Source organism: Pseudoalteromonas sp. NCCP-2140, assembly GCF_023708065.1.
Taxonomy (GTDB): Bacteria; Pseudomonadota; Gammaproteobacteria; order Enterobacterales; family Alteromonadaceae; genus Pseudoalteromonas.
In genome coordinates this window covers 437,043-461,979 of sequence record NZ_BRCZ01000001.1, presented here as the reverse complement: position 1 = coordinate 461,979, position 24,937 = coordinate 437,043, and the positions used below count along the sequence as shown (strand labels likewise).

Annotated in this window: 19 protein-coding genes; 11 read left to right on the top strand and 8 right to left on the bottom strand. The window is 41.7% G+C overall.

The window, feature by feature from the left end; translation table 11 throughout:
- Positions 1–47: 47 nt before the first annotated feature.
- A complete protein-coding gene (locus NFU46_RS02230; RefSeq protein WP_054551373.1) occupies positions 48–1,334 on the bottom strand; it encodes a citrate synthase in 1,287 nt (428 codons plus the stop codon).
- A gap of 409 nt (positions 1,335–1,743) precedes the next feature.
- Here NFU46_RS02230 and sdhC point away from each other — a divergent pair, with 409 nt between their 5' ends.
- The 9 genes from sdhC (at position 1,744) to argA (ending at position 13,117) form a co-directional block, all read left to right on the top strand.
- A complete protein-coding gene (sdhC, locus tag NFU46_RS02225; protein WP_082401567.1) occupies positions 1,744–2,121 on the top strand; it encodes a succinate dehydrogenase, cytochrome b556 subunit in 378 nt (125 codons plus the stop codon).
- Complete coding sequence (gene sdhD, locus NFU46_RS02220) at positions 2,112–2,459, top strand: succinate dehydrogenase, hydrophobic membrane anchor protein (RefSeq protein WP_054551371.1); 348 nt, start codon at positions 2,112–2,114, stop codon at positions 2,457–2,459. Before sdhC ends, sdhD begins: the two co-directional genes overlap by 10 nt.
- Positions 2,460–4,232: a succinate dehydrogenase flavoprotein subunit gene (gene sdhA / locus NFU46_RS02215; RefSeq protein WP_054561569.1), complete on the top strand. Its 1,773-nt coding sequence runs from the start codon at positions 2,460–2,462 to the stop codon at positions 4,230–4,232.
- A gap of 10 nt (positions 4,233–4,242) precedes the next feature.
- Positions 4,243–4,959: a succinate dehydrogenase iron-sulfur subunit gene (locus tag NFU46_RS02210; protein ID WP_054551369.1), complete on the top strand. Its 717-nt coding sequence runs from the start codon at positions 4,243–4,245 to the stop codon at positions 4,957–4,959.
- Positions 4,960–5,043: 84 nt separating this feature from the next.
- Positions 5,044–7,863: a 2-oxoglutarate dehydrogenase E1 component gene (locus tag NFU46_RS02205; protein ID WP_175078376.1), complete on the top strand. Its 2,820-nt coding sequence runs from the start codon at positions 5,044–5,046 to the stop codon at positions 7,861–7,863.
- A gap of 3 nt (positions 7,864–7,866) precedes the next feature.
- Entirely contained in the window at positions 7,867–9,366 is a 1,500-nt protein-coding gene (odhB, locus tag NFU46_RS02200) for a 2-oxoglutarate dehydrogenase complex dihydrolipoyllysine-residue succinyltransferase (RefSeq protein WP_175078375.1), read from the top strand.
- 177 nt (positions 9,367–9,543) lie between these two features.
- On the top strand, positions 9,544–10,710 hold the full coding sequence (gene sucC / locus NFU46_RS02195; RefSeq protein WP_054561566.1) for an ADP-forming succinate--CoA ligase subunit beta: 1,167 nt from the start codon (positions 9,544–9,546) through the stop codon (positions 10,708–10,710).
- Positions 10,710–11,582: a succinate--CoA ligase subunit alpha gene (sucD, locus tag NFU46_RS02190; RefSeq protein WP_062569011.1), complete on the top strand. Its 873-nt coding sequence runs from the start codon at positions 10,710–10,712 to the stop codon at positions 11,580–11,582. Before sucC ends, sucD begins: the two co-directional genes overlap by 1 nt.
- A 194-nt stretch (positions 11,583–11,776) precedes the next feature.
- On the top strand, positions 11,777–13,117 hold the full coding sequence (gene argA / locus NFU46_RS02185) for an amino-acid N-acetyltransferase (RefSeq protein ID WP_175078374.1): 1,341 nt from the start codon (positions 11,777–11,779) through the stop codon (positions 13,115–13,117).
- A gap of 76 nt (positions 13,118–13,193) precedes the next feature.
- Here the strand turns inward: argA and NFU46_RS02180 are convergent, their stop codons facing one another.
- Positions 13,194–14,264: a DUF3083 family protein gene (locus tag NFU46_RS02180; protein ID WP_054561563.1), complete on the bottom strand. Its 1,071-nt coding sequence runs from the start codon at positions 14,262–14,264 to the stop codon at positions 13,194–13,196.
- A gap of 228 nt (positions 14,265–14,492) precedes the next feature.
- Between NFU46_RS02180 and glnS the strand changes: the two genes are divergently transcribed.
- A complete protein-coding gene (gene glnS / locus NFU46_RS02175) occupies positions 14,493–16,160 on the top strand; it encodes a glutamine--tRNA ligase (protein ID WP_251599260.1) in 1,668 nt (555 codons plus the stop codon).
- Positions 16,161–16,245: 85 nt separating this feature from the next.
- Here glnS and NFU46_RS02170 read toward each other — a convergent pair whose 3' ends face one another.
- Positions 16,246–18,657, bottom strand: a complete 2,412-nt coding sequence (locus NFU46_RS02170; protein ID WP_251599876.1) for a TonB-dependent receptor domain-containing protein — start codon at positions 18,655–18,657, stop codon at positions 16,246–16,248.
- 154 nt (positions 18,658–18,811) lie between these two features.
- Between NFU46_RS02170 and NFU46_RS02165 the strand changes: the two genes are divergently transcribed.
- Positions 18,812–19,339, top strand: coding sequence for a YaeQ family protein (locus NFU46_RS02165; protein ID WP_063529254.1), 528 nt, complete (start codon positions 18,812–18,814; stop codon positions 19,337–19,339).
- Here the strand turns inward: NFU46_RS02165 and yfaE are convergent.
- From yfaE to ubiG, 5 genes are all read right to left on the bottom strand, one after another.
- Positions 19,336–19,608, bottom strand: a complete 273-nt coding sequence (yfaE, locus tag NFU46_RS02160; protein WP_251599257.1) for a class I ribonucleotide reductase maintenance protein YfaE — start codon at positions 19,606–19,608, stop codon at positions 19,336–19,338. The genes NFU46_RS02165 and yfaE overlap by 4 nt on opposite strands.
- Entirely contained in the window at positions 19,608–20,738 is a 1,131-nt protein-coding gene (gene nrdB / locus NFU46_RS02155; protein ID WP_054551358.1) for a class Ia ribonucleoside-diphosphate reductase subunit beta, read from the bottom strand. The genes yfaE and nrdB overlap by 1 nt, the downstream gene beginning before the upstream one ends.
- Before the next feature lie 70 nt (positions 20,739–20,808).
- Positions 20,809–23,094, bottom strand: coding sequence for a class 1a ribonucleoside-diphosphate reductase subunit alpha (nrdA, locus tag NFU46_RS02150; protein WP_251599252.1), 2,286 nt, complete (start codon positions 23,092–23,094; stop codon positions 20,809–20,811).
- 392 nt (positions 23,095–23,486) lie between these two features.
- Positions 23,487–24,161 carry an HAD family hydrolase gene (locus NFU46_RS02145; protein WP_251599249.1) on the bottom strand — a complete coding sequence of 225 codons (675 nt, stop codon included), beginning with the start codon at positions 24,159–24,161 and terminating at the stop codon, positions 23,487–23,489.
- Entirely contained in the window at positions 24,161–24,871 is a 711-nt protein-coding gene (gene ubiG, locus NFU46_RS02140; RefSeq protein WP_058585083.1) for a bifunctional 2-polyprenyl-6-hydroxyphenol methylase/3-demethylubiquinol 3-O-methyltransferase UbiG, read from the bottom strand. Before ubiG ends, NFU46_RS02145 begins: the two co-directional genes overlap by 1 nt.
- Positions 24,872–24,937: the final 66 nt, after the last annotated feature.

The following is a 24,937-nucleotide window of genomic DNA, read 5'->3' as shown; positions in this document are numbered from 1 at the left end:
GCAACAAAAAAGGCCGCATAGCGGCCTTTTTTAAACGCAAATTCGTATTAACGCTTGTCTGTTGGTACATAATCGCGTGAAGTTTCACCAGTGTATAACTGACGAGGACGGCTGATCTTGTGACCAGGTTGAGAAAGCATCTCATCCCAGTGAGAGATCCAACCAACAGTACGTGACATTGCAAAGATTACAGTGAACATGCTTGTTGGAATACCGATTGCTTTTAAAATGATACCTGAGTAGAAATCTACGTTAGGGTAAAGTTTCTTCTCAACGAAGTATGGGTCTTCAAGTGCAATTTGCTCAAGCTTCATAGCGATATCAAGAAGTGGATCTTGAATGTTTAGCTCAGCAAGTACTTCGTGACATGTTTGACGCATTACTGTCGCACGTGGGTCGAAGTTTTTGTATACACGGTGACCAAAGCCCATAAGACGGAAAGGATCAGACTTATCTTTCGCTTTAGCAACGTACTCGTCGATACGGTCAACAGAGCCGATTTCTTCTAACATGTTAAGACATGCTTCGTTAGCACCACCATGCGCAGGGCCCCATAGAGATGCGATACCAGCCGCGATACACGCGTAAGGGTTAGCACCTGAAGAACCAGCTAAACGAACAGTTGACGTTGATGCGTTTTGCTCGTGGTCAGCGTGAAGCATGAAGATTTTGTCCATTGCTTTAGCAAGAACAGGGCTTACTTTGTATTCTTCAGCTGGTACTGAGAACATCATGTGTAAGAAGTTTTCAGCGAAGCTTAAGTCGTTACGCGGGTAAACAAACGGTTGACCTACATTGTATTTGTAAGCCATCGCAGCGATAGTTGGTAATTTAGCAACTAGCTTGATTGCGCTTGTTTTACGTTGTGTTGCGTCAGTGATGTCTAAATCTTCGTGGTAGAAAGAAGAAAGAGCACCTACAACACCACACAGCATTGCCATTGGGTGAGCGTCAAAGCGGAAACCTTGGAAGAAGTTTGCGATTTTAGTATCAAGCATTGTGTTGTGCGTGATTTCTTGAGCAAACGCTTCGTATTGTTCTTTAGTCGGTAATTCGCCGTTTAATAGTAAGTAGCAAAGCTCGATGTAGTTTGATTCATCAGCTAATTGCTCGATTGGGTAACCACGGTGTAATAAAACACCTTTGCCGCCATCGATGTAAGTGATTGAAGATTCACAAGAACCGGTCGACATGAAACCTGGGTCGTAAGTGAAGTGACCATGTGAACCTAACGTACGTACGTCGATTACGTCTTGGCCAGCAGTGCCTTGGTAAATTGGAAGTTCGATTGGATCAAGACCATCAATATGGACCGTGGCTTTCTTATCCGCCATCTATTTATCTCCTATTAAGATAACAACTCTGATTGTTATGTTCTGAATCTGTTTAAGCACATTCTTTTCATTTTAACGTGAAAGAGGGGTATAAAGTCAATTTTTATAAACATTATGCACAAATGGATAATAAATATTCTGTCAGGATTAAATATTATACTATTGGCTAATTCGCAAACGTCTCTTACTAAACAAGAATTGTAAAAAGACCTTTGGCTATATATACTATCCAAGGTTTTATACCGTATTGTCTGTAGGTAAACTTTATTTTTACATTTGAGTTTTGCATAAGTGTGAACTTTTTGTGTATCAACACGGTTTACTTAGATAGTTCCATCGAAATTCATTTTGATGGGTTTTAGAAAAACAAGTAGATGAGCTCCTTAGTGGGCAAGATGGGCAAGTAACTGTGAAAAAGCAAAGACCTGTAAATCTAGATCTAACAACTATATCTATGCCGGCAACGGCTAAAGCATCAATTTTTCACCGCGTCACCGGTGTTGCATTATTTTTTGCTTTAACGTTTGTCATTTGGGCTTGGTCTGAGTCTCTTTCTTCTGCAGAAGGTTTTGAATTCGTCAAGGGTCTGTTCAGCGGATTCATTGCCAAATTCATAGCATGGGGCACCATTTCTGTATTGGCGTATCACTTAATCGGTGGTATCCGTCATATCATTATGGACATGGGTCACTGGGAAGAACTTGAATCAGGTAACTTCAGCGCTAAAGTTGCATTAGCTTTAGGTGTTGTAGCTGCAATTCTAGCAGGAGTGTGGATATGGTTTTAAATCAAGCAACTCTTAAACGTGATGGTGTACAAGATTTCGTATCACTACGTGCAACAGCATTAATAATCAGCGCTTACGCGATTTTTATTATCGGCTATTTTTTATGTACGCCAGAAGTCACTTTCGAAGCCTGGCAAGGCCTATTCTCTAACCTAGCAATGAAAGGGTTTACCTTAATTACCCTAGTTTGCATTATGGTTCACACCCGTATCGGCCTTTGGCAAGTTCTTACTGACTATGTTAAATGCGCTAAATTACGTGCTGTTTTAGGCTTTGTATTAAACCTTATGGCTGTTGCTTACGTAGCAATTGGTCTAATCGTTTTATGGGGTGTTTAAGTGAATTATTCTGTTCGTGAATTTGACGCTGTAGTGATTGGTGCAGGTGGTGCGGGTATGCGCGCAGCACTAGCTATCACTGAATCAGGCAAAACCTGTGCACTTATCTCAAAAGTTTTCCCTACACGTTCTCACACTGTGTCTGCACAGGGTGGTATTACGGTTGCTCTGGGTAACTCACATGAAGATAACTGGGAATGGCACATGTACGATACTGTTAAAGGTTCCGATTTCATCGGTGACCAAGACGCTATCGAATATATGTGTAAAACAGGCCCAGAAGCTATTACTGAATTAGAAAACATGGGTTTACCATTTTCTCGTTTTGAAAATGGCCGTGTTTACCAACGTCCTTTCGGCGGTCAGTCGAAAAACTTTGGTGGTGAACAGGCTGCACGTACTGCAGCAGCAGCTGACCGTACTGGTCACGCGCTATTACACTGTTTATACCAACAGAACGTTAAAAACAAAACTAACGTATTCTCTGAGTGGTACGCACTAGATTTAGTTAAAAACAGCGACGGTCACGTTGTTGGTTGTACAGCAATCGACATCGAGTCTGGCGAAGTTGTTTACTTCAAATCAAAAGCTGTTGTTTTAGCAACAGGTGGTGCAGGCCGTATCTACGCATCGACAACGAATGCACACATCAATACTGGTGACGGTGTTGGTATGGCTACACGTGCTGGTGTTGCAATGCAAGATATGGAAATGTGGCAGTTCCACCCAACAGGTATCGCCGGTGCCGGTGTACTTGTAACTGAAGGTTGTCGTGGTGAAGGTGGTTACCTTCTTAATAAAGACGGCGAACGCTTCATGGAACGTTACGCACCAAATGCAAAAGACTTAGCGTCTCGTGACGTTGTTGCTCGTTCAATGATGACTGAGATCCGTGAAGGTCGTGGTTGCGATGGTCCTTACGGTCCTCACATCAAGCTTAAGCTTGACCACTTAGGTGAAGAAACACTTAACTTACGTCTTCCAGGCGTATGTGACCTTGCGAAAACATTCGCACACGTTGATCCAGCTAAAGAACCAATTCCAGTTATACCAACATGTCACTACATGATGGGTGGTGTTCCAACTAACGTAAATGGTCAAGCATTACAAATTGATGCAAACGGCCAAGAGAAAGTAGTAGAAGGTTTATTCGCTGTTGGTGAGATTGCATGTGTATCTGTACACGGTGCTAACCGCCTAGGTGGTAACTCACTACTTGACTTAGTTGTATTCGGCCGCGCAGCTGGTAACTTCTTAGGTAAGTACCTTAACGGTGTTGAAGCAGGTAAAGATGCGTCTGATTCAGACCTTGAAGCATCACTTGCACGCTTTAACCGTTGGGAAAACTCTAAAGCTGGCCAAGGTGAAGACCCAGTACAAATCAAGAAAGACCTACAAATGTGTATGCAACTTAACTTCTCGGTATTCCGTGAAGGTGATGCAATGGCAACAGGTCTTAAAGAGCTTAAAGAAATTCGTGAACGTCTTCAGTACGCTCGTCTTGACGACAAGTCGACTGAGTTCAACACTGCACGTATCGAATGTCTAGAGCTTGATAACTTGATGGAAACAGCATACTCAACAGCAGTAGCTGCAAACTTCCGTACAGAAAGCCGTGGTGCACACTCTCGTTTTGACTTCCCAGATCGTGATGACGATAACTGGCTATGTCACTCTATCTATAACCCAGTTACAGATGAAATGACAAAACGTGAAGTAAACTACGCGCCGAAACTGCGTGAAGCTTTCCCACCTAAAGCACGTACATACTAGGAGCGAGACGATGGCACAAGTACAATTTTCGGTTTATCGTTACAATCCAGATGTTGATAATGCACCACGTATGCAGGACTTCTCGCTAGAAACGCAAGAAGGCCAAGATATGATGGTATTGGATGCGCTTATGCAATTAAAAGAGCAAGATCCAACATTATCATTCCGTCGTTCATGCCGTGAAGGTGTGTGTGGTTCAGACGGTATCAACATGAATGGTAAAAACGGTTTAGCGTGTATTACTCCTTTATCAACGCTACTAAAAGGTGGCAAAGGTAAAATCGTAATTCGTCCTTTACCAGGTTTACCTGTGGTACGTGACCTTGTTATTGACATGAGTCAGTTCTACACTCAATACGAAAAAGTTAAGCCTTACCTAATCAACGACACGCCTGCGGCGGGTGAGCGTCTTCAGTCAATCGAAGAACGTGATAAGTTAGATGGCTTATATGAGTGTATCTTATGTGCATGTTGTTCAACATCGTGTCCTTCGTTCTGGTGGAATCCAGACAAGTTCATCGGTCCTGCGGGTCTTCTTCATGCGTATCGTTTCTTGGCTGATAGCCGCGATACAGCTACTGAAGAGCGTCTTGCTGACCTTGACGATGCGTTCAGCGTGTTCCGTTGTCACAGTATCATGAACTGTGTTAGCGTGTGTCCAAAAGGTCTTAACCCGACCAAAGCAATTGGACAAATCAAATCAATGCTTTTAAACCGCGCTGTTTAAAGCTTGAATATGTAAGGTGGTTAAGTGATTAACCACCTTGTTTTTACAACAATTAATTTCTGCGCTAAAGAAAAGGGCTTATAAATGCACGAAGGTGTGATGAAGGCATGGCTAGAATCTTCTCACTTAAACGGCGGTAACGTTGCTTACGTAGAAGAGCTTTATGAAGCGTACTTAGATGATGCGACTTCTGTGCCAGAAGAATGGCGAGAAGTGTTCGAACAATTACCAAAAGTTGATGGTGTGGATGTTGACGTTAAACATTCTGAAGTTCGTTCACAATTTGCACAGCTTGCTAAAAACAAGCATAGAGAAGTAGTGGTAGCAGAGGGTGGCTCTGGCGATCCTAAACAGGTCAAGGTGCTACAACTTATTAATGCTTTCCGTTTCCGTGGTCACCAAAATGCCAACCTAGATCCATTAGGTATTTGGCAACGCGAACGTGTTCGTGATCTAGAATTAGAGTACCACGATTTATCTGAAGCTGATTTTGACCGTGAATTCAATGTGGGTTCGTTTGCTGTCGGTCGCGAAACCATGCCATTAGGTGAGCTATATCAAGCACTCAAAACGACTTATTGTGGGTCGGTAGGTGCTGAGTATATGCACATCACTTCAACTGAAGAAAAACGTTGGTTACAACAACGTTTAGAATCAGTGCAATCACGTCCAACGTTCTCTAAAGAAGAAAAGCTACGTATCCTTAAAGGGTTAACAGCTGCAGATGGCCTTGAAAAATATTTAGGGGCTAAGTTCCCTGGTGCAAAACGTTTCTCACTTGAAGGTGGTGACGCATTAGTACCAATGCTTAAAGAACTAATTCATCGTGCAGGTGAAAGCGGACAAAAAGAAGCTGTTATTGGTATGGCTCACCGCGGTCGCTTGAACGTACTAGTGAACGTTTTAGGTAAAAACCCATCAGAATTATTCGATGAGTTCGCTGGTAAACACAAAGACACATTAGGCTCAGGTGATGTTAAATATCACATGGGTTATTCATCTGACTTTGCAACTAACGGTGGCAACGTGCACATGGCACTTGCATTTAACCCGTCTCACTTAGAAATCGTTAACCCAGTGGTTATGGGTTCGGTACGTGCTCGTCTAGACCGTCTAGGTGATAAGTCAGGTATTAAAGCATTACCAATTACTATTCACGGTGACTCTGCAATCGCAGGTCAAGGTGTTGTACAAGAAACATTTAACTTATCACAAACTAATGCATTTAGTTGTGGTGGTAGTATCCGTATCGTTGTTAATAACCAAGTTGGTTTTACAACGTCTAAACAGTCTGATGTACGTTCTACACCATACTGTACTGATATTGCGAAAATGGTTCAGGCACCAATTTTCCACGTTAACTCTGACGATCCTGAAGCGGTTGCATTTGTTACTCAAATCGCACTTGATTTCAGAAACCAGTTTAAACGTGATGTAGTGATTGATTTAGTATGTTATCGCCGTCATGGTCATAACGAAGCGGATGAGCCGAACGCGACTCAACCACTTATGTACCAAAAAATCAAAAAGCATCCAGTACCTCGTCTAATTTACGCAGACCAATTAGTTGCTGAAGGTTCATTCTCAGAAAATGAAGTAAAAGCACTTGCTGATGATTACCGTAACGGTTTAGACAAAGGCAACTGTGTTGTTGAAGAAATTCAACTAGAAACATCGCACTCTTCTGATTGGGCTAAGTTTGTTGGTCACGATTGGGATGTTGAGTACGATGCAACAGTATCGGTTGAGAAGTTAAAAGAGCTTGGCGAAAAAGTAGCAAGCTTCCCAGAAAGCCACAAAGCACAGTCGCGCGTTAAGAAAATCTACGACGACCGTAAGCTAATGGCGACAGGTGAAAAACCACTTGACTGGGGTATGGCTGAAACACTTGCTTATGCAACCCTTGTTGATGCAGGTACAGATATCCGTTTAACCGGTCAAGATTCAGGCCGTGGTACATTCTTCCACCGTCATGCTGTTGTTCATAACCAAAAAGATGCATCAACATACTTGCCGCTGCAAAATATCAGCGAAAAGCAAGGTGCATTTGAAGTGTATGATTCAGTTCTTTCTGAAGAAGCGGTACTTGCATTTGAATATGGTTACGCAACAGCTGAACCTACGTCACTTGTAATGTGGGAAGCACAATTTGGTGACTTCGCTAACGGTGCACAAGTTGTATTTGACCAATTCTTAAGTTCAGGTGAGCAGAAGTGGGGCCGTTTATGTGGTCTTACATGTTTACTTCCACACGGTTATGAAGGTCAAGGTCCTGAGCATAGCTCGGCACGTTTAGAGCGTTTCTTACAGTTGTGTGCTGATCACAACATGCAAGTATGTGTTCCTTCAACACCTGCGCAAGTTTATGCAATGCTTCGTCGTCAATCAGTACGTCCACTTCGTCGTCCATTGATTGTTATGACGCCTAAGTCGCTACTTCGTCACCCGTTGGCAACATCTACACTTGAAGAGTTATCTGAAGGTGTATTCCACAATATGATCGATGAAATCGATGATATTGCTGCAGATAAAGTAGAACGCGTTGTATTCTGTAGCGGTAAAGTTTACTACGAGCTACTACAAGAGCGTCGTAAGCAAGAATTAAATAACATTGCTATTGTTCGTGTAGAACAATTATATCCATTCCCACACGCTGAGATGGATACAATCATGCAGCGTTACCAACACGTTAAAGATTTTGTTTGGTGTCAAGAAGAGCCACAAAACCAAGGTGCATGGTATTGTTCTCAACACCACTTTGTTGATGCAATCCCAGCCGGTGCTAAATTAACTTACGCAGGTCGTAAAGCATCAGCATCACCAGCGTGTGGTTACATGTCAGTGCATAATAAAGAACAACAAGCGCTCGTTGCAGATGCGCTTACTATTGAAAAGAAAGGATAAGCAATGAGCACAGAAATTAAAGTTCCTGTACTTCCTGAGTCGGTTGCTGATGCTACTGTTGCAACATGGCACGTAAGTGTTGGCGACAAAGTAAGCCGCGACCAAAACTTAGTAGATATCGAAACAGATAAAGTTGTTTTAGAAGTTGTTGCACCAAATGACGGTGTAATCACTGAAATTTCACAAGAAGAAGGTGCAACGGTACTTGGCGAACAAGTAATTGCATTACTTGGTGATGCAGATGCTGCACCAGCAAGTGACGAATCAGCACCAGCTAAATCAGAAGACGCGCCAGCGGCGCAATCAGCACCAGCATCAGAAGGTAAAGAAGTGGACATTAAAGTACCTGTACTTCCAGAATCAGTCGCAGACGCGACTATTGCTACTTGGCACGTTCAACCAGGTGAAGCGGTAACACGCGACCAAAACCTTGTTGACATCGAAACTGATAAAGTTGTTCTTGAAGTTGTTGCTCAAGAAGACGGTATCATGGGTGAGCACATTCACGCTGAAGGCGAAACAGTACTTGGTGAGCAAGTAATTGGTACAGTTAAAGCGGGTGCAGCACCGGCAGCAGCAGCTCCTAAAGCTGAAGCAGCACCAGCAAGCGAATCAAATGACAGCTCTGACGTGTTAACGCCGTCAGTTCGTCGTTTAATCGCTGAGAAAGGCCTTGATGCATCAAAAATTAAAGGTACTGGCAAAAATGGCCGTGTAACTAAAGAAGATGTTGATACATTCTTAAAAGCACCGGCAGCAGCGCCTAAAGCAGAAGCATCAGCACCAGCAGCACCTATGGGTGACCGTACACAAAAACGTGTTCCTATGACTCGTTTACGTAAAACAATCGCTAATCGTCTTCTTGAAGCGAAAAACTCAACTGCAATGTTAACGACTTTCAACGAAGTTAACATGAAGCCAATTATGGACCTTCGTAAGCAGTACCAAGAAGTATTCGAAAAGCGTCACGGTATCCGTTTAGGCTTCATGTCTTTCTACGTTAAAGCAGTTACTGAAGCACTTAAGCGTTTCCCTGAAGTAAATGCGTCTATCGACGGTGATGATATTGTTTATCACAACTACTTCGACATCAGCATCGCGGTTTCTACACCACGTGGTCTTGTTACTCCAGTTCTTAAAGACTGTGACAAGCTATCAGTTGCTGAAATCGAAAAAGGTATCCGTGAGCTAGCGCTTAAAGGTCGTGACGGTAAATTATCTCTTGATGATATGACAGGTGGTAACTTCACTATCACTAACGGTGGTGTATTCGGTTCATTACTATCTACACCAATCATCAACTTACCACAGTCTTCAATTTTAGGTATGCACAAAATCCAAGAGCGTCCTATGGCTGTAAATGGTAAAGTTGAAATCTTACCAATGATGTACTTAGCGTTATCTTATGATCACCGCCAAATCGATGGTAAAGAATCAGTAGGTTTCTTAGTAACAATTAAAGAGTTACTTGAAGATCCGACTCGTTTACTACTAGATGTTTAATCTGGTTGTATGAAAACTAAGCTGTGAACCTCGTTCACAGCTTTTTTTTTGCGCCTTTGGTCTAACTGGGGTTTTCATGTGGAGCCTTGGGATTTATACTAAGTGCGCAATTTGGGATAGCTGTTTATTTTGCATAAATATTCAGCTCTTTTAGTATAAAAAATTGGATAAAGCATCATGAATTTGCATGAGTATCAGGCAAAACAACTTTTTGCCGAATATGGTTTACCAGTTTCTCAAGGTTTCGCTTGCGATACACCTGAAGAAGCTGCAGCAGCTGCTGAGAAAATCGGCGGTGATATGTGGGTTGTTAAAACACAGGTTCACGCAGGTGGCCGTGGTAAAGCTGGCGGTGTTAAGCTAGTTAAAACAACTGACGAAGTTAAAGAGTTCGCTGCGAACTGGTTAGGTAAAAACTTAGTTACTTACCAAACAGACGAAAATGGTCAGCCAGTATCAAAAATTCTTGTTGAAAGCTGCACTGACATCGCTAACGAATTATACCTTGGCGCTGTAGTAGATCGTGCTTCTCGTAAAGTTGTTTTCATGGCATCTACTGAAGGTGGTGTTGAAATCGAGCAAGTTGCAGAAGAAACTCCAGAACTAATTCACAAAGCTGAGATCGATCCACTAGTTGGTCCTCAAGCTTACCAAGCTCGTGAGTTAGGCTTCAAACTAGGTTTAAACCCTACTCAAATGAAACAGTTCGTTAAGATCTTCATGGGTCTTGCTAACATGTTCAACGATTTCGATTTCGCTCTATTAGAAATCAACCCGCTAGTAATCACAGACGAAGGTAACCTTCACTGTCTAGACGGTAAAATCGGTGTAGATGGTAACGCGCTTTACCGTCAACCTAAAATCCGTGAAATGCACGATCCTTCACAAGAAGATGCGCGTGAAGCTCACGCTGCAAGCTTTGAGCTTAACTACGTTGCACTAGACGGTAACGTTGGTTGTATGGTTAACGGTGCAGGCCTAGCAATGGGTACTATGGACATCGTAAACCTACACGGTGGCAAGCCAGCTAACTTCCTAGATGTTGGTGGCGGTGCAACTAAAGAGCGTGTATCTGAAGCATTCAAGATCATCTTATCTGACGACAACGTTAAAGCTGTTTTAGTTAACATCTTTGGTGGTATCGTACGTTGTGACATGATCGCAGAAGGTATCATCGGCGCAGTTAAAGAAGTAGGTGTTAACGTTCCTGTAGTAGTACGTTTAGAAGGTACTAACGCTGAACTTGGTCGTGAAGTACTAGCTAGTTCTGACCTTAACATCATCGCTGCTGAATCACTAACAGACGCAGCTGAAAAAGTTGTTGCTGCTGCGGAGGGCAAATAATGTCTGTATTAATCAATAAAGATACAAAAGTTATCTGTCAAGGTTTCACAGGTGGCCAAGGTACTTTCCACTCTGAGCAAGCGCTTGAGTACGGTACACAAATGGTTGGTGGTGTAAGCCCAGGTAAAGGCGGTCAAACGCACCTTGGTCTTCCAGTATTCAACACAGTACGTGACGCTGTTGAAGCAACTGGCGCAACTGCATCAGTTATCTACGTACCAGCACCTTTCTGTAAAGATGCAATCTTAGAAGCTATCGATGCTGGCATCGAGCTAATCGTTTGTATCACTGAAGGTATCCCAACACTAGACATGGTTGACGTTAAAGTTAAGCTTGATCAAACTGGTGTTCGTATGATCGGTCCTAACTGCCCAGGTGTTATCACTCCGGGTGAAACTAAGATCGGTATCATGCCTGGTCACATCCACAAGCCTGGTAAAGTAGGTATCGTATCACGTTCTGGTACTCTTACTTACGAAGCGGTTAAGCAAACTACTGACGCTGGTTTCGGCCAATCAACATGTGTTGGTATCGGTGGTGACCCTATCCCTGGCACTAACTTCATCGACGTTTTAGAAATGTTCGAAAAAGACGAGCAAACTGAAGCTATCGTTATGATCGGTGAAATCGGTGGTACTGCAGAAGAAGAAGCTGCAGAATACATCAAGCACAACGTGACTAAACCAGTTGTTTCTTACATTGCGGGTGTTACTGCACCTCCAGGTAAGCGTATGGGTCACGCTGGTGCAATCATCGCAGGCGGTAAAGGTACTGCTGATGAGAAATTTGCTGCATTAGAAGCTGCTGGCGTAAAAACTGTACGTTCATTAGCTGATATCGGTAATGCACTTAAAGAGAAAACAGGCTGGTAATCAGTTCTAATCTCTTAAAAAAGGCTCGCTTTTGCGGGCCTTTTTTGTATCTATCACATCCTTCTACTCGACAAGAAAATTCCAATCATAAATTAAGAATAATAATGCTTTATTTGTGAATATAAATTCTCTACACTTGTGGCTTGTATATCTGTTTTTATTAAAACATTCGACTTTAATAAGGTAAATATTACGTGCGTACCACAGAATTGGTAGATGGATTTCGCCAGTCAACCCCATACGTTAATGCTCACCGCGGTAAAACATTCGTTGTTATGCTTGGCGGAGAGGCGATCGATCAGTCTGGTTGTCGCAGCATCATCAACGATGTCGCGCTATTAACTAGTCTTGGTATTAAGATTGTTTTAGTGTTTGGTGCTCGCCCACAGTTTAACGCAGCGCTTGAGCAAGTTGGCATAACTAGTCAGTTTCATAATGAGATACGGGTAACTGATAACGCAACATTTGATGTAATTAAGAAGGTTGCGGGTGCAATGCAGTTCGATATAACAGCGCGTTTATCTACGTCTTTAAGTAGTACACCTATGTCTGGCTCATTTTTAAATGTGGTGAGTGGCAACTTTGTAATTGCTCAGCCTTTAGGTGTTGATGAAGGTGTGGACTATCATCATTCAGGTAGAGTGAGACGTATCGATGTTGCGGGTATTCGCCACCAGTTAGATAACAACGGAATTGTTCTGCTTGGGCCAATAGCGGCTTCTGTTACAGGTGAAAGCTTTAACTTAACTGCTGAAGAAATTGCTACGCAAGTAGCTCTCAAACTACGTGCCGATAAAATGCTTGGCTTTTGTAAAGAAGCCGGTATTTTGGATGAAAATGGTGAGGCGATTGCAGAGCTAATGCCAAATGAAGCTGAGCAACTATTAGCAAGCTATCGCAAGCAACCTGACTCATGTGTAAGCGCAACCGTATTCTTACAAGCTGCAATTGATGCTTGTCGAGGTGGCGTACATCGTTGCCATCTTGTTAGTTACAAAGAAGATGGCGCCTTATTACAAGAGCTGTTCTCTTTAGATGGTATTGGTACACAAATCGCACCACAAAGCTCTGAGCAATTACGAAGTGCAAGTATTGCTGATATTACCGGAATCATTAACCTTATAAGACCCCTTGAACAGCAAGGCTATTTGGTGCGCCGTTCTCGTGAACAGCTAGAAATCGAAATTGAACAATTTACGGTTATTGAGCGTGATGGTCTTATTATAGCGTGTGCGGCTTTGTATCCGTTTGCAGATGAACAAGTGGGGGAGTTTGCAAGTTTGGCTGTTCACCCTCAGTACCGAGATGCCGATCGCGGCAGTTATCTACTGAGGTTTATTATTAATAAGGCTAAACGTGCGGGTTATTCTCATTTATTTGCACTCACTACACGTAGCATTCACTGGTTTTTAGAGCAAAGCTTTGAAATAGTGACAGTTGATGAACTACCTGCGAAGAAAAAAGCGCTTTATAACCATGAACGCCGCTCTAAAGTATTGCGTCTAGATTTAACTAAGCTCGGAAATAAGAGGTGATGCATGCGTCACCTCCTATATACCCAAACCACCTGAAGGTGTGAGTTTCAGCATCTTGAGGAGCTTGGGTATACTCTTAATATTGATAGTTAATGTGCTGATAAAAACGCACGCGTAAATCTTGGCGAGTTGGATTAAATGCCAGCTCGTCGGTAACTTCATTTATCGCACTTTGTACTTGATTCATAAACTTACCATAACCAATGTCATGCTTGTCTTTATCAGCTGCGGCAATCACAAAATGTAGCGAATCTACAAGTTGATCTGCATCCCAATACTGTTGTAATTGCACCTGCTCAGAGCTGCAATCAAAGGTCAGCTTTTGCAGTTCGCTGTTACTTTGTGCGTTATCAATATTGCTATTACGAACAATAGGGCGGGTACCGTTAGCGATAAAAGCGCCGAGTGTTAATCCGCGTTTATCACATGCTCGTTTGAACGCATCAAAGATATATTGATAAAACTGCGTGTAATTCTCTTCGTTCAACATATGTTGAAATTGCGTTTTAATGGCGCGAGTTACTGGAATCGAAAACCCAGCGTATGTCATCTCACTGTGTTCATTTGGTAAATGACATTGGCGAGACTGGTAACGTGGATATAAGCTACGTAATTTATAGCCATAGCTTTCTTTGTGACCTTTTGCTTTAGCAAATAAATCATAAGTTAGATGTTGGTGGTCACGAATTTTAAGAGGTGGTTGGCCGCTTAGTAGTTTTTCTTGTAGTGAGTTGATCACTCTTTGTACATTATGATGAAAACTAGCCGCATGAGCGCGAATATCTTCACCTGTCGCTAAGAATAATAAACGAATTTTTTTGCATTTTTGCTCACCATCAGCAAATACATTATGTGCTTCATGGTATTGTGGGTTATAGAAAAACAAAATTTGCTTAGCGGTTTCTAAGCTATATGCCTCATCATGGTAACGAACCACTGGCAGTTTATCGTTGGCGATTAGGTGTACATTATGTAATTCATACTCATCACATAGTGCAAATAACTCCCTTGCAAGACGCTTATAAGCACAGCTCACATTAGTAAACTGGGCAAAAAACTCATCAGTAGGTTTAAATTCAACTAACACATACTGGTTTGCACGTGCTGAGCTTGGAATATAGACTCGATGTTGATTGAGCGAAGCCATCTTTTTTCCTTATTGGTAGTGAAACTGACGGCACTATATCGCTAGTCAATGATCATTTTATTGCGTTAGAACAATTTTTTTACCGATTTTGTCGAGTCTGTGAACTATGTATTTAACAATCGACGTAATATCTTCAATAAACATGATGCAACCACTGTATGTTAGGGTTTGTTTTTGTAATAATGCATTAGTTTTGTCACCATGCAATATTCAGAGGATTATGCTCCTATGGCGGAAATTGAGAATCGCCCAAGTAACTTTATTAGAACGCGTATCGACGAAGATCTAGCAAGCGGTAAGCATGCGACTACACACACGCGTTTTCCACCAGAACCAAACGGTTTTTTACACATTGGTCATGCAAAGTCTATTTGTTTGAATTTTGGTATCGCCCAAGATTATCAAGGTCTTTGTAACTTACGTTTTGATGATACGAATCCAGAAAAAGAAGACATCAACTACGTAAATTCGATTAAAGAAGATGTGCAGTGGTTAGGTTTCCAGTGGGATGGTGAAATTAAGTATTCATCTAACTATTTCGATGCCTTATACGGCTATGCTGTTGAGCTTATCGAAAAAGGCCTAGCGTATGTGTGTTTCTTATCGCCAGATCAAGCCCGTGAATACCGTGGTACTTTAAAAGAGCCAGGTAAAAATAGCCCATACCGTGATACGCCAGTTGAAGAAAACTTAGCGCTATTTGAAAAAATGCGTAATGGTGAATTCAAAGAAGGTGAGTGTGTACTGCGTGCTAAAATCGATATGGCAAGTTCATTCATGGTACTGCGTGATCCGATTATTTACCGTGTTCGTTTTGCTCATCACCACCAAACAGGTGACAAGTGGTGCATTTACCCAATGTACGACTTCACACACTGTATTTCAGATGCGCTAGAAGGTATTACACATTCATTATGTACGCTTGAGTTCCAAGATAACCGTCGCTTATACGATTGGGTATTAGATAACATCAGCCTTGAGTGTCATCCGCAACAAATCGAGTTCTCACGATTAAATCTTGAGTACACCATTATGTCTAAGCGTAAATTAAACGACTTAGTGGTAAATGGTCATGTTGAAGGCTGGGACGACCCACGTATGCCAACAATTGCGGGTTTACGTCGTCGTGGTTATACACCTGCATCAGTACGTGAGTTCTGTTCTCGTATCGGTATCACTAAACAAGAGAACATGGTCGAAATGGGTATGCTAGAAGCCTGTATCCGTGAAGACCTAAATGAGCATGCACCTCGTGCAATGGCTGTTCTTGATCCTGTGAAGGTTGTTATCGAAAACTATGACGCAGATAAAGTAGAGACGTTATCTGTTGCTAATCACCCGAATAAAGAAGAGATGGGTCGCCGTGACGTACCTTTCACTCGTGAACTTTATATCGAGCGTGAAGACTTCCGTGAAGAAGCAAACAATAAGTTTAAGCGTTTAGTTCTTGATAAAGAAGTACGTTTACGTGGTGCGTATGTAATTAAAGCTGAGCGCGTTGAAAAAGACGAAAACGGCGAAATTACGACTATTTTCTGCTCTTACGATCCTGAAACTCTGGGTAAAAACCCAAGTGATGGCCGTAAGGTTAAAGGTGTTATTCACTGGGTATCAGCAAGTGAATCTATCACAGCTGAAGTTCGTTTATACGACCGTTTATTTAACGTGCCAAACCCAGCGGCAGCAGAAGACTTTAATGCAACACTAAATCCTGAATCACTTGTGGTTCTTGAAAATGCGAAAGTTGAGCCGTCACTGGCAAATGCACAAGCAGAGCAGGGCTTCCAGTTTGAGCGTACAGGTTACTTCTGTCGTGATAGCAAAGCAGAAACATTAGTATTCAATCAAACTGTGGGTCTTCGTGATTCATGGGCTAAGATTGAACAAAAGGGCTAATAGCTAATTTTATTTAGTTTCTATGCTTAATAAAAAACCCTTTCACTTTTAAAGTGAAAGGGTTTTTTATAACCATTAAAAGCGATTAGAAATAACCGCGAATACCCAAGCTGAAGTTACGACCAGGTAGTGGTGCTTTTTCTTTAATGAATGAGCTGTGTACGAAACCAAGTTCATCGGTTATGTTGTCAACATTAATGTAAAGCTGTGTATCAACAGGACCTAAGTCAAGTTGGTAGTTAGCTGATGCATCAAACAGGGTATAACCGTCAGTTTTTGTCTCGTAAGCAGTAATGTCAGATTGCTCAAAATAATGAGTACCGGTTAGGCTAAACTTCCAATCAGACACTGTGTACTGTAATTCAGAACCCAGTTTATTAGCCGGAATACGCGGTAAGTAACCTTCATCATCTTTTAGCTTAGCCGTTGTTGAATCACCAAACACTTTAACTAGCGCACTTGGCGTCACTTGATAGTGTACGTCAAATTCAATACCGTATAATTTCGCATCTTTACTTGTGAATTGGTAAACCGCCATTGCATCTTCATCTGCATCAGCTGCTGATTCTAAGCCATGCCCTTCATCAAAAACTAAACCGGTATTTTGCTGGTAGTAATAGTTTTCAATGTCGTTATAGAAGAAGTTAACTGTGTAACCAAAGTCACCAATAAAGCGGCGGAAACTTAAATCAAAGTTCGTTGCAGTTTCTTGCTCGATATCTTCTGGCTCAAAATGAATTTCGCCGTCTTCAATATGATAACCAAGGCCTAGCTCATAAGTACCTGTTGCAATATGAATACCGTTTGATAGTAATTCAGCACTTAGTGGGGCACGTTCTGAACGAGATACACTCAAAGCAACACTTTGGCCTTCTTGATATTGCCAAATTGCACCAGCAGATAAGCTTAGATTTGTGAAATCTTCACTATAGTTAATGATTTCAGCTTCTTCTTCGTCATGGTGCTCTTCTTCCTCTTCATGATCGTGATCATGATGGTGCTCAGCCATGCTTACAGCAGAGTCGATTTGGTAATCTTCAAGGCGCGCACCTAGCTCAACGGTCACATCACCAAACTGGCGCTCTTCAAGAACGAATAATGCGTTTGTTTTAGTAACACTTGCTGGCGTAAAGGCTTCTTCACCATCTGCATCATAGTCAGACTCAGTGTAGTGATAACCAGCCATACCGTGCCAAAGGCCTAACTTGTGCTCAACGGTTGCACGTGCTTCGGTTGTTTTGTTTGTAAACACTGTGCCCACTGCACCATCTTCAATTTCAGCGTGTTTGTAGTCAGTGTAGCCAACGCGTAGTGAGATATTTTCAATCCAGTTATCATGAAGTGCATAGCTCATGTAACCTTGCCAGCGGTCTTGCTCTAGCTGTGCAAATACTGATTCTTCGTGCTCTTCTTCACCTTCATGTTCGTCATGATCTTCCTCTTCATGATGATGATGCTCATGAGCAGGAATACCGTAATCTGTTTCGATGCGGCCGTATGACACACCTAGCGTCAGGTGATCGCCTACGTAACTAGTACCGAAGTTAACTGTTTGGCTATCGATAAAGGTGTTTTCTACGCTGTTAGCTGTTTCGTGTTCTTCATGTTCTTCACCTTCATGCTCCTCGTGCTCTTCATGTTCCTCAGGAAGCTCAAAGTTAGGCGTGTCATAATCGTGACCTTTGCGCTTTGTTCCATCGAAATGGAAGTTGAAACCATCATTACCGGTTTCAAGTTTTGCAGCATAGGTGTTGGTATTTGATACTGTATCGTGTGTGTATTGTGCAGCACCGGTTAAAGACTCGATGTTATCGGTAGGAATACGGTTATCAACAACGTTCACCACACCACCGATAGCGCCAGAGCCATAAAGCAGGGTAGCAGGGCCGCGAAGTACTTCGATTTGCTCTGCTGCTAGACTGTCATTTGATGTTGCGTGGTCTGGGCCAATACGTGATGCATCACTGCTATCAAGGCCATTTTGGGTGATCTTTACACGCGGACCATCTAAACCACGAATAATAGGGCTTGATGAAACTGGGCCAAAGTAACTTGCATTAACGCCCGGTAAACCTTTTAGTGTTTCGCCTAATGTCGGTTTTGCTTTATCTTTTAACTCATCACCGGCTAAAATATTCACTGGCGAAATCATTTCAAGACTATTTTTATGAAGTGCTGATGCATAAACAACAACAGTTTCAACTGATGTTGGTGTAAGCGTAACCACAACATTTTGGTCTTCGCCATTAATAGCAACACGCTTATCGATGAAATTGTTTTTACTGATGTGAAGCTGACCTTTATTGTCTACATCAATTTTAAACTGACCTTGTTTGTCAGTGACAACGCTTTGTGATTTGCCGTGTACATGTATTTCAGCATTGCTGATAGGTTGTTGGTTTTTATCTAATACTTGACCTGTGATCACAGCAGCCATTGTTGATTGAGAAAACAGCGCAGCGGCAACAGCACTAGAAAGAATAGAAACTTGTTTCATCATTACTACTTCTAAGTTTGTTGTTGATTGTGGTGATATAATATAACACTGCAATTATTTAACTGCAATAACGTTATACTATAACTTTACCTTAAGTCGCGATTTTAACACCATACACTATACTTAGACTGTTACACCAAGATGGCAAAATCTTATGTCTGATAAAAATAGGGTATTCAAAGCAAATTTTACCATTGCTGATTTAAGAGAGCATCGTAATCACAAAGAGGTGTTTACCACTGCATGTGACCGTCGTGAAAGCTATCAACACTTTGTACTTAAGCTTTTAAGTTATTGCTTATTTTCACACAACGAAACAGCCATATTGAATGCAAGGTTCAGTCATGCAGAACCAGATGTGTCAATAAAAGCACTTGATGACCATTATCAAACATGGCTTGCTGTTGACCAACCTGATATTTTACAGCTCAACAAAATCGCTAAGCGGGTTGATGAGCTATGGGTCGTGACAACCTTAAATAACGATTGGCTTAAAGAAAATGAACACCAGTTGGAACTTATAAATAATGGTCATTTAATTGCGTTTGATAACAGCTTTATTGAGGAATTAGCGAGTCATCTAACTAAAAACTTACAGTGGGATGTTACGATTGATCAGCAAATGGTGAGTGTGTCAGATAAAGAAAATTTCTACCAAACCAGTGAGCTTATTTGGCATTAAAGCTCAATTTTTACTTTCCCATTGGGTTTACTACAACACAGCAATACTTCGCCATCTCTAACAAAAGCAAGTGGCTCTTGATTGTAGCTCACATCACCTTCGACTAATTTTGCACGGCAAGCGCCACAATAACCTTCACGGCATTGGTAGGGGACATCTATTTTGTTTTGTTCTAGGCATTCAAGGAAAGATGAACAGCCAGAATCAAATTCAAGATTCTGGCTGTCTGTTCCTGCAAGGATAACCTCTGCAGTGGTGTTTGAGCTCATTACAGGTCGAAGTCACCAAAGTCAGATGCGTCAACTTGTGAGTCAATTTGACCAACAAGGTAAGAGCTGATTTCAGCTTCTTGTGGAGCAACTTGAACGTTGTCTGATACTAACCAAGAGTTGATCCACGGAATAGGATTACTCTTACTTTCGAACTGTGCAGGTAGGCCTACTGCAGTCATACGTGCATTAGTGATGTATTCAACGTATTGGCATAAGATATCTTTGTTAAGACCAATCATAGAACCATCTTTGAACAGGTATTCTGCCCAATCTTTTTCTTGTTCTGCTGCTTCAACAAACATCTGAATTGCTTCTTCACGACATTGTGCTGCAACGATTGCCATTTCTGGGTCGTCTTTACCTTCTTGCATAATGTTCAAGATGTGCTGTGTACCAGATAAGTGTAACGCTTCATCACGGGCGATTAGCTTGATGATTTTTGCATTACCTTCCATTAATTCACGCTCAGCGAAAGCAAATGAACAAGCAAAGCTTACATAGAAACGAATCGCTTCTAGGATGTTAACCGACATCATTGCTAGGTAAAGTTGCTTTTTAAGGTCAAATAAGCTGACTTTAACTTCTTCACCATTGATCACATGTTTACCTTCACCATATAGGTTGTAAACAGAAATCATGTTTATTAAATCATCGTAATATTTAGTTACCGCATCAGCACGCTCACTGATTTTCTCGTTGCTTACGATATCGTCAAAGATAAGTTCAGGAGATTGCGTAACGTTACGGATAATGTGTGTGTATGAACGGCTGTGAATAGTTTCACTAAATGCCCATGTTTCAATCCAAGTTTCTAGCTCAGGAATAGACACAATAGGTAGTAACGCAACGTTAGGTGAACGACCTTGCACACTATCAAGTAGCGTTTGATATTTTAAGTTGCTTAAAAAGATGTGCTTTTCGTGCTCTGGTAACGCTTGGAAGTCAAGACGGTCTTTACTTACATCAACTTCTTCAGGACGCCAAAAGAACGAAAGTTGCTTTTCAATTAGCTTTTCGAAGATAGGGTACTTTTGTTGGTCGTAACGTGACACGTTTACCGTTTGGCCGAAAAACATCGGTTCTTGTAATTGGTTATTATGATTTCGGCTAAAAGTTGTATATGACATAGTGATTTCTCAAAAAACAGTCAGGACAAAGCGGGCTAATGAGCCCGCTTTTGTTATGTTATTAATTTAATTAGATTTTACAAGCGCCGCCTGCACAACCGTCATCTTCTACCTCTGGCGTTAACTCATCTTGAGAGTCTGATGCACCATCACGTGTGTTGTGATAGTACAGGGTTTTAACACCAAGTTTGTACGCAGTCAGTAGGTCTTTTAATAGCACCTTCATAGGTACTTTACCGCCTTCGTACTTAGATGGATCATAGTTAGTGTTTGCAGAGATCGTTTGGTCAACGAATTTTTGCATAATACCAACAAGTTGTAGATAACCATCGTTTGAAGGAATATCCCACAGTAGCTCGTAGTTATCTTTCAGATTTTCATAATCTGGCACTACTTGCTTTAAGATACCATCTTTACTTGCTTTAACGCTGATATGACCACGTGGTGGCTCAATACCATTTGTTGCGTTAGAGATTTGCGATGATGTCTCTGAAGGCATAAGGGCAGATAGCGTTGAGTTACGCATACCGTGCTCTTTAATGCTTTCGCGTAATGAATCCCAATCTAAGTGAAGCGGCTCTTCACAGAACTGATCTAGGTCACGTTTGTAAGTATCTGTTGGCATAATGCCTTGAGAATACGTTGTCTCGTTAAATTTAGGACACGCACCACGTTCTTTCGCTAACTCATTTGATGCTTTCATTAGGTAATATTGAATTGCTTCAAATGTTTTGTGAGTTAGGGCATTTGCGCTGCCATCTGAGTAACGCTTACCATTTTTCGCTAAGTAGTACGCGTAGTTAATAACACCAATACCTAGCGTACGACGACCCATGGTCGCGTTTTTAGCCGCTGGAACAGGGTAGTCTTGGAAATCAAGTAAGTTATCAAGGGCACGTACTGCAAGTTCAGCAAGCTCTTCTAATTCGTCAAGTGATTCAATTGCACCTAAGTTAAACGCCGACAGCGTACAAAGTGCAATTTCACCTTCTTCGTCCATTACATTGCTAAGTGGCTTAGTTGGTAATGCAATTTCTAAACATAAGTTAGATTGACGAATTGGCGCCACAGTCGAGATGAACGGGCTGTGCGTATTACAGTGGTCAACGTTTTGTAAGTAGATACGACCTGTGCTCGCACGCTCTTGTGCAAACATTGAGAATAACTCAATCGCCTTAATACGTTTTTTACGAATTGACTCGTCTTGCTCGTATTTGATGTATAGCTCATCAAACTTCGCTTGATCTTCAAAGAACGCATCGTATAGACCTGGTACATCTGAAGGGCTAAATAATGTGATGTAATCGTCTTTGATTAAACGGCTATACATTAATTTATTGAACTGCACACCGTAGTCAAGATGACGTACACGGTTATCATCAACACCACGGTTGTTCTTAAGAACAAGTAGGTTTTCAACTTCTAAGTGCCAAAGCGGGTAGAACAACGTTGCTGCGCCGCCACGAACACCACCTTGTGAACAGCTCTTAACCGCTGTTTGGAAGTGCTTATAAAACGGAATACAACCTGTGTGGTACGCTTCGCCGTTACGAATAGGGCTACCAAGGGCACGGATGCGACCGGCATTAATACCAATACCCGCACGTTGTGATACGTATTTAACAATCGCAGACGATGTTGCATTAATAGAATCTAGGCTATCACCACATTCAATAAGTACACATGAGCTGAACTGACGTGTAGGGGTACGTACACCAGCCATGATAGGTGTAGGTAATGAAATTTTGAATGTAGATACTGCATCATAAAAACGCTTGATGTAATCAAGGCGTGTCTCTTTTGGATAATCAGAGAATAAGCTTGAAGCCACTAAGATATATAAAAACTGTGCACTTTCGTAGATTTCACCAGTAACACGGTTTTGAACTAAATACTTACCTTCAAGTTGCTTTACAGCAGCGTAGCTGAAGTTTAAGTCACGGTTGTGATCTATGTAAGCATCTAACTCGTCAATTTCTTGCTCGGTATAGTCAACAAGTAGGTGTTGATCATAACGCTTGTCTTCAACTAATTTCGTGATGTGATCGTATAAGCGTGGTGGCTCAAATTGACCGTACGCTTTTTTACGTAAATGGAATACAGCTAAGCGAGCAGCTAGGTATTGGTAATCAGGCGTATCTTTAGAGATCTGATCAGCTGCAGCTTTGATGATTGTTTCATGAATGTCATCGGTACGAATGCCGTCATAAAATTGAATATGTGATTTTAATTCAACTTGTGAGACAGACACATTCTCTAGACCTTCTGCGGCCCAAGCGATCACGCGATGGATCTTATCTAGATCAAGTGACTCTTTACGGCCGTCACGTTTGCTTACAGATAGCTGTTGGTTCATAGTTTTGCCTGTATTCCTTGGGAAATTATAGTTGTAAAGACAAAGGTATTCTTTATGTAATTATTATTATTAAACGCCAGGGTGATCTAATTGAATAACATTTAGCCACAATATCTGGTGTTGTTTAAATTGCAGATCACAAGATAGTGTGGTCTGCGCTGTTTTGCAAGGGATAGAATTGCCCCATTTTGTGGATAACTATTGGATAAACGCATTGTGTTAGTGACCATTAACCTTTGAACATTCATAGACGACGAAATTTGTAGAAATCAACAAAAGATCCAGAAAATTTACCGTTTTTAAAAATAAATTTTGAGTGATTTTTTTATCATCAATGAATGCTCAAAAGTAAATCAAATCACAATATATGGTGTTTCAGTTATCAAATAACACTATATATGGTTAAAACCATCAATCGGCGTTTGCCAATTGAAATCCGCTTGCCAGCCAAGTGCAGCGTCTACACTGGGTATATAACCCCATAACGCCGCTGCGCTGTACATATTGGCTGCTTTTGCAGCTTGAATATCACGTTCAGCATCACCGATATACAAACAACGGCTCGGATCAACGTCTAAGATCTCAGCGGTGTGTAATAGTGGATCCGGTGATGGTTTTGACACAGCTAATGTATCGCCACTCACAACCGCTTTTGCATCACGCAAAGAGGGAATAGCTTGCACTAAGGGCTCAGTTAAAAAGCCGGGCTTATTAGTCATAATGCCCCACTTAATATTGTTTTGCTCAAGTGCAATTAAAAGCTGTTCTATGCCGTTGAAGCATTTACTGTGCACAGCAATATCTTCGGCGTAGTAGTCAAGAAGCTGCTGGCGCAAGGCGAGTTGTTCAAGTTCAGGCCATTTATCACCAAAGCCCACTTCTAATAATGCATTTGCACCGTTAGAAGCAGCAGGGCGATAAACATGCTCAGCAACAGGCGCCACATTGGCATCTGTTAACACTCGGTTTAATGCACCACCTAAGTCATCCGCGGTATCGAGTAGTGTGCCATCTAAATCAAAGATAAACGCATCAAAATCGATAGATGGTGCTTGCACACCACTCATCAGGCTAGTTTCTCAAAGTGGAGGATGTAATTAACACTTACATCATCATTTAAGCTGTACTGCTTAGAAAACGGGTTATAATGAAGGCCGGTACTGGCGCGTACTTTTAATCCCGCTTCTTCTGCCCATGCAATAAGCTGTGCAGGTTTAATAAACTTTTTATGGTCATGTGTACCTTCAGGGACCATTTTTAAAAGCTTTTCAGCACCTACAATAGCAAACAAGTAGGCTTTTGGTGTTTTATTTAATGTTGAAAAGAAGACATCGGCGCCCGGTTTAGCAAGTTCAGCTACAGCACGAATAATTGAAGCAGGGTCTGGAACATGCTCAAGCATTTCCATACAAGTCACTACATCAAAGCGAGCAGGGTGCTCAGCAGCAAATTGCTCTGCAGGTACTTTTATATAATCAACAGGTACGCCTGTTTCTAAACTATGTAACTTAGCAACGGTAAGTGGCTCTTGGCCCATATCGATGCCGGTTACTTTAGCGCCCATACGCGCCATACTTTCACTTAAGATGCCGCCACCACAGCCAACATCTAAGGTTTCCTTATCAAATAAGCCGCCTACTTTATCAGCGACAAAATCCAAACGTAGAGGATTTATTTCATGAAGGGGTTTGAACTCTCCGTCGCGGTCCCACCAACGTTCTGCGATGGCTTCAAACTTTGCAATTTCTGCATTATCTACATTTTGATGCTCGGTCATAAAAAACTTCCTCGTTAATCTGAGGCCATTATATAGGGGGAAATTAATAAATCGCAAAGATTTAGC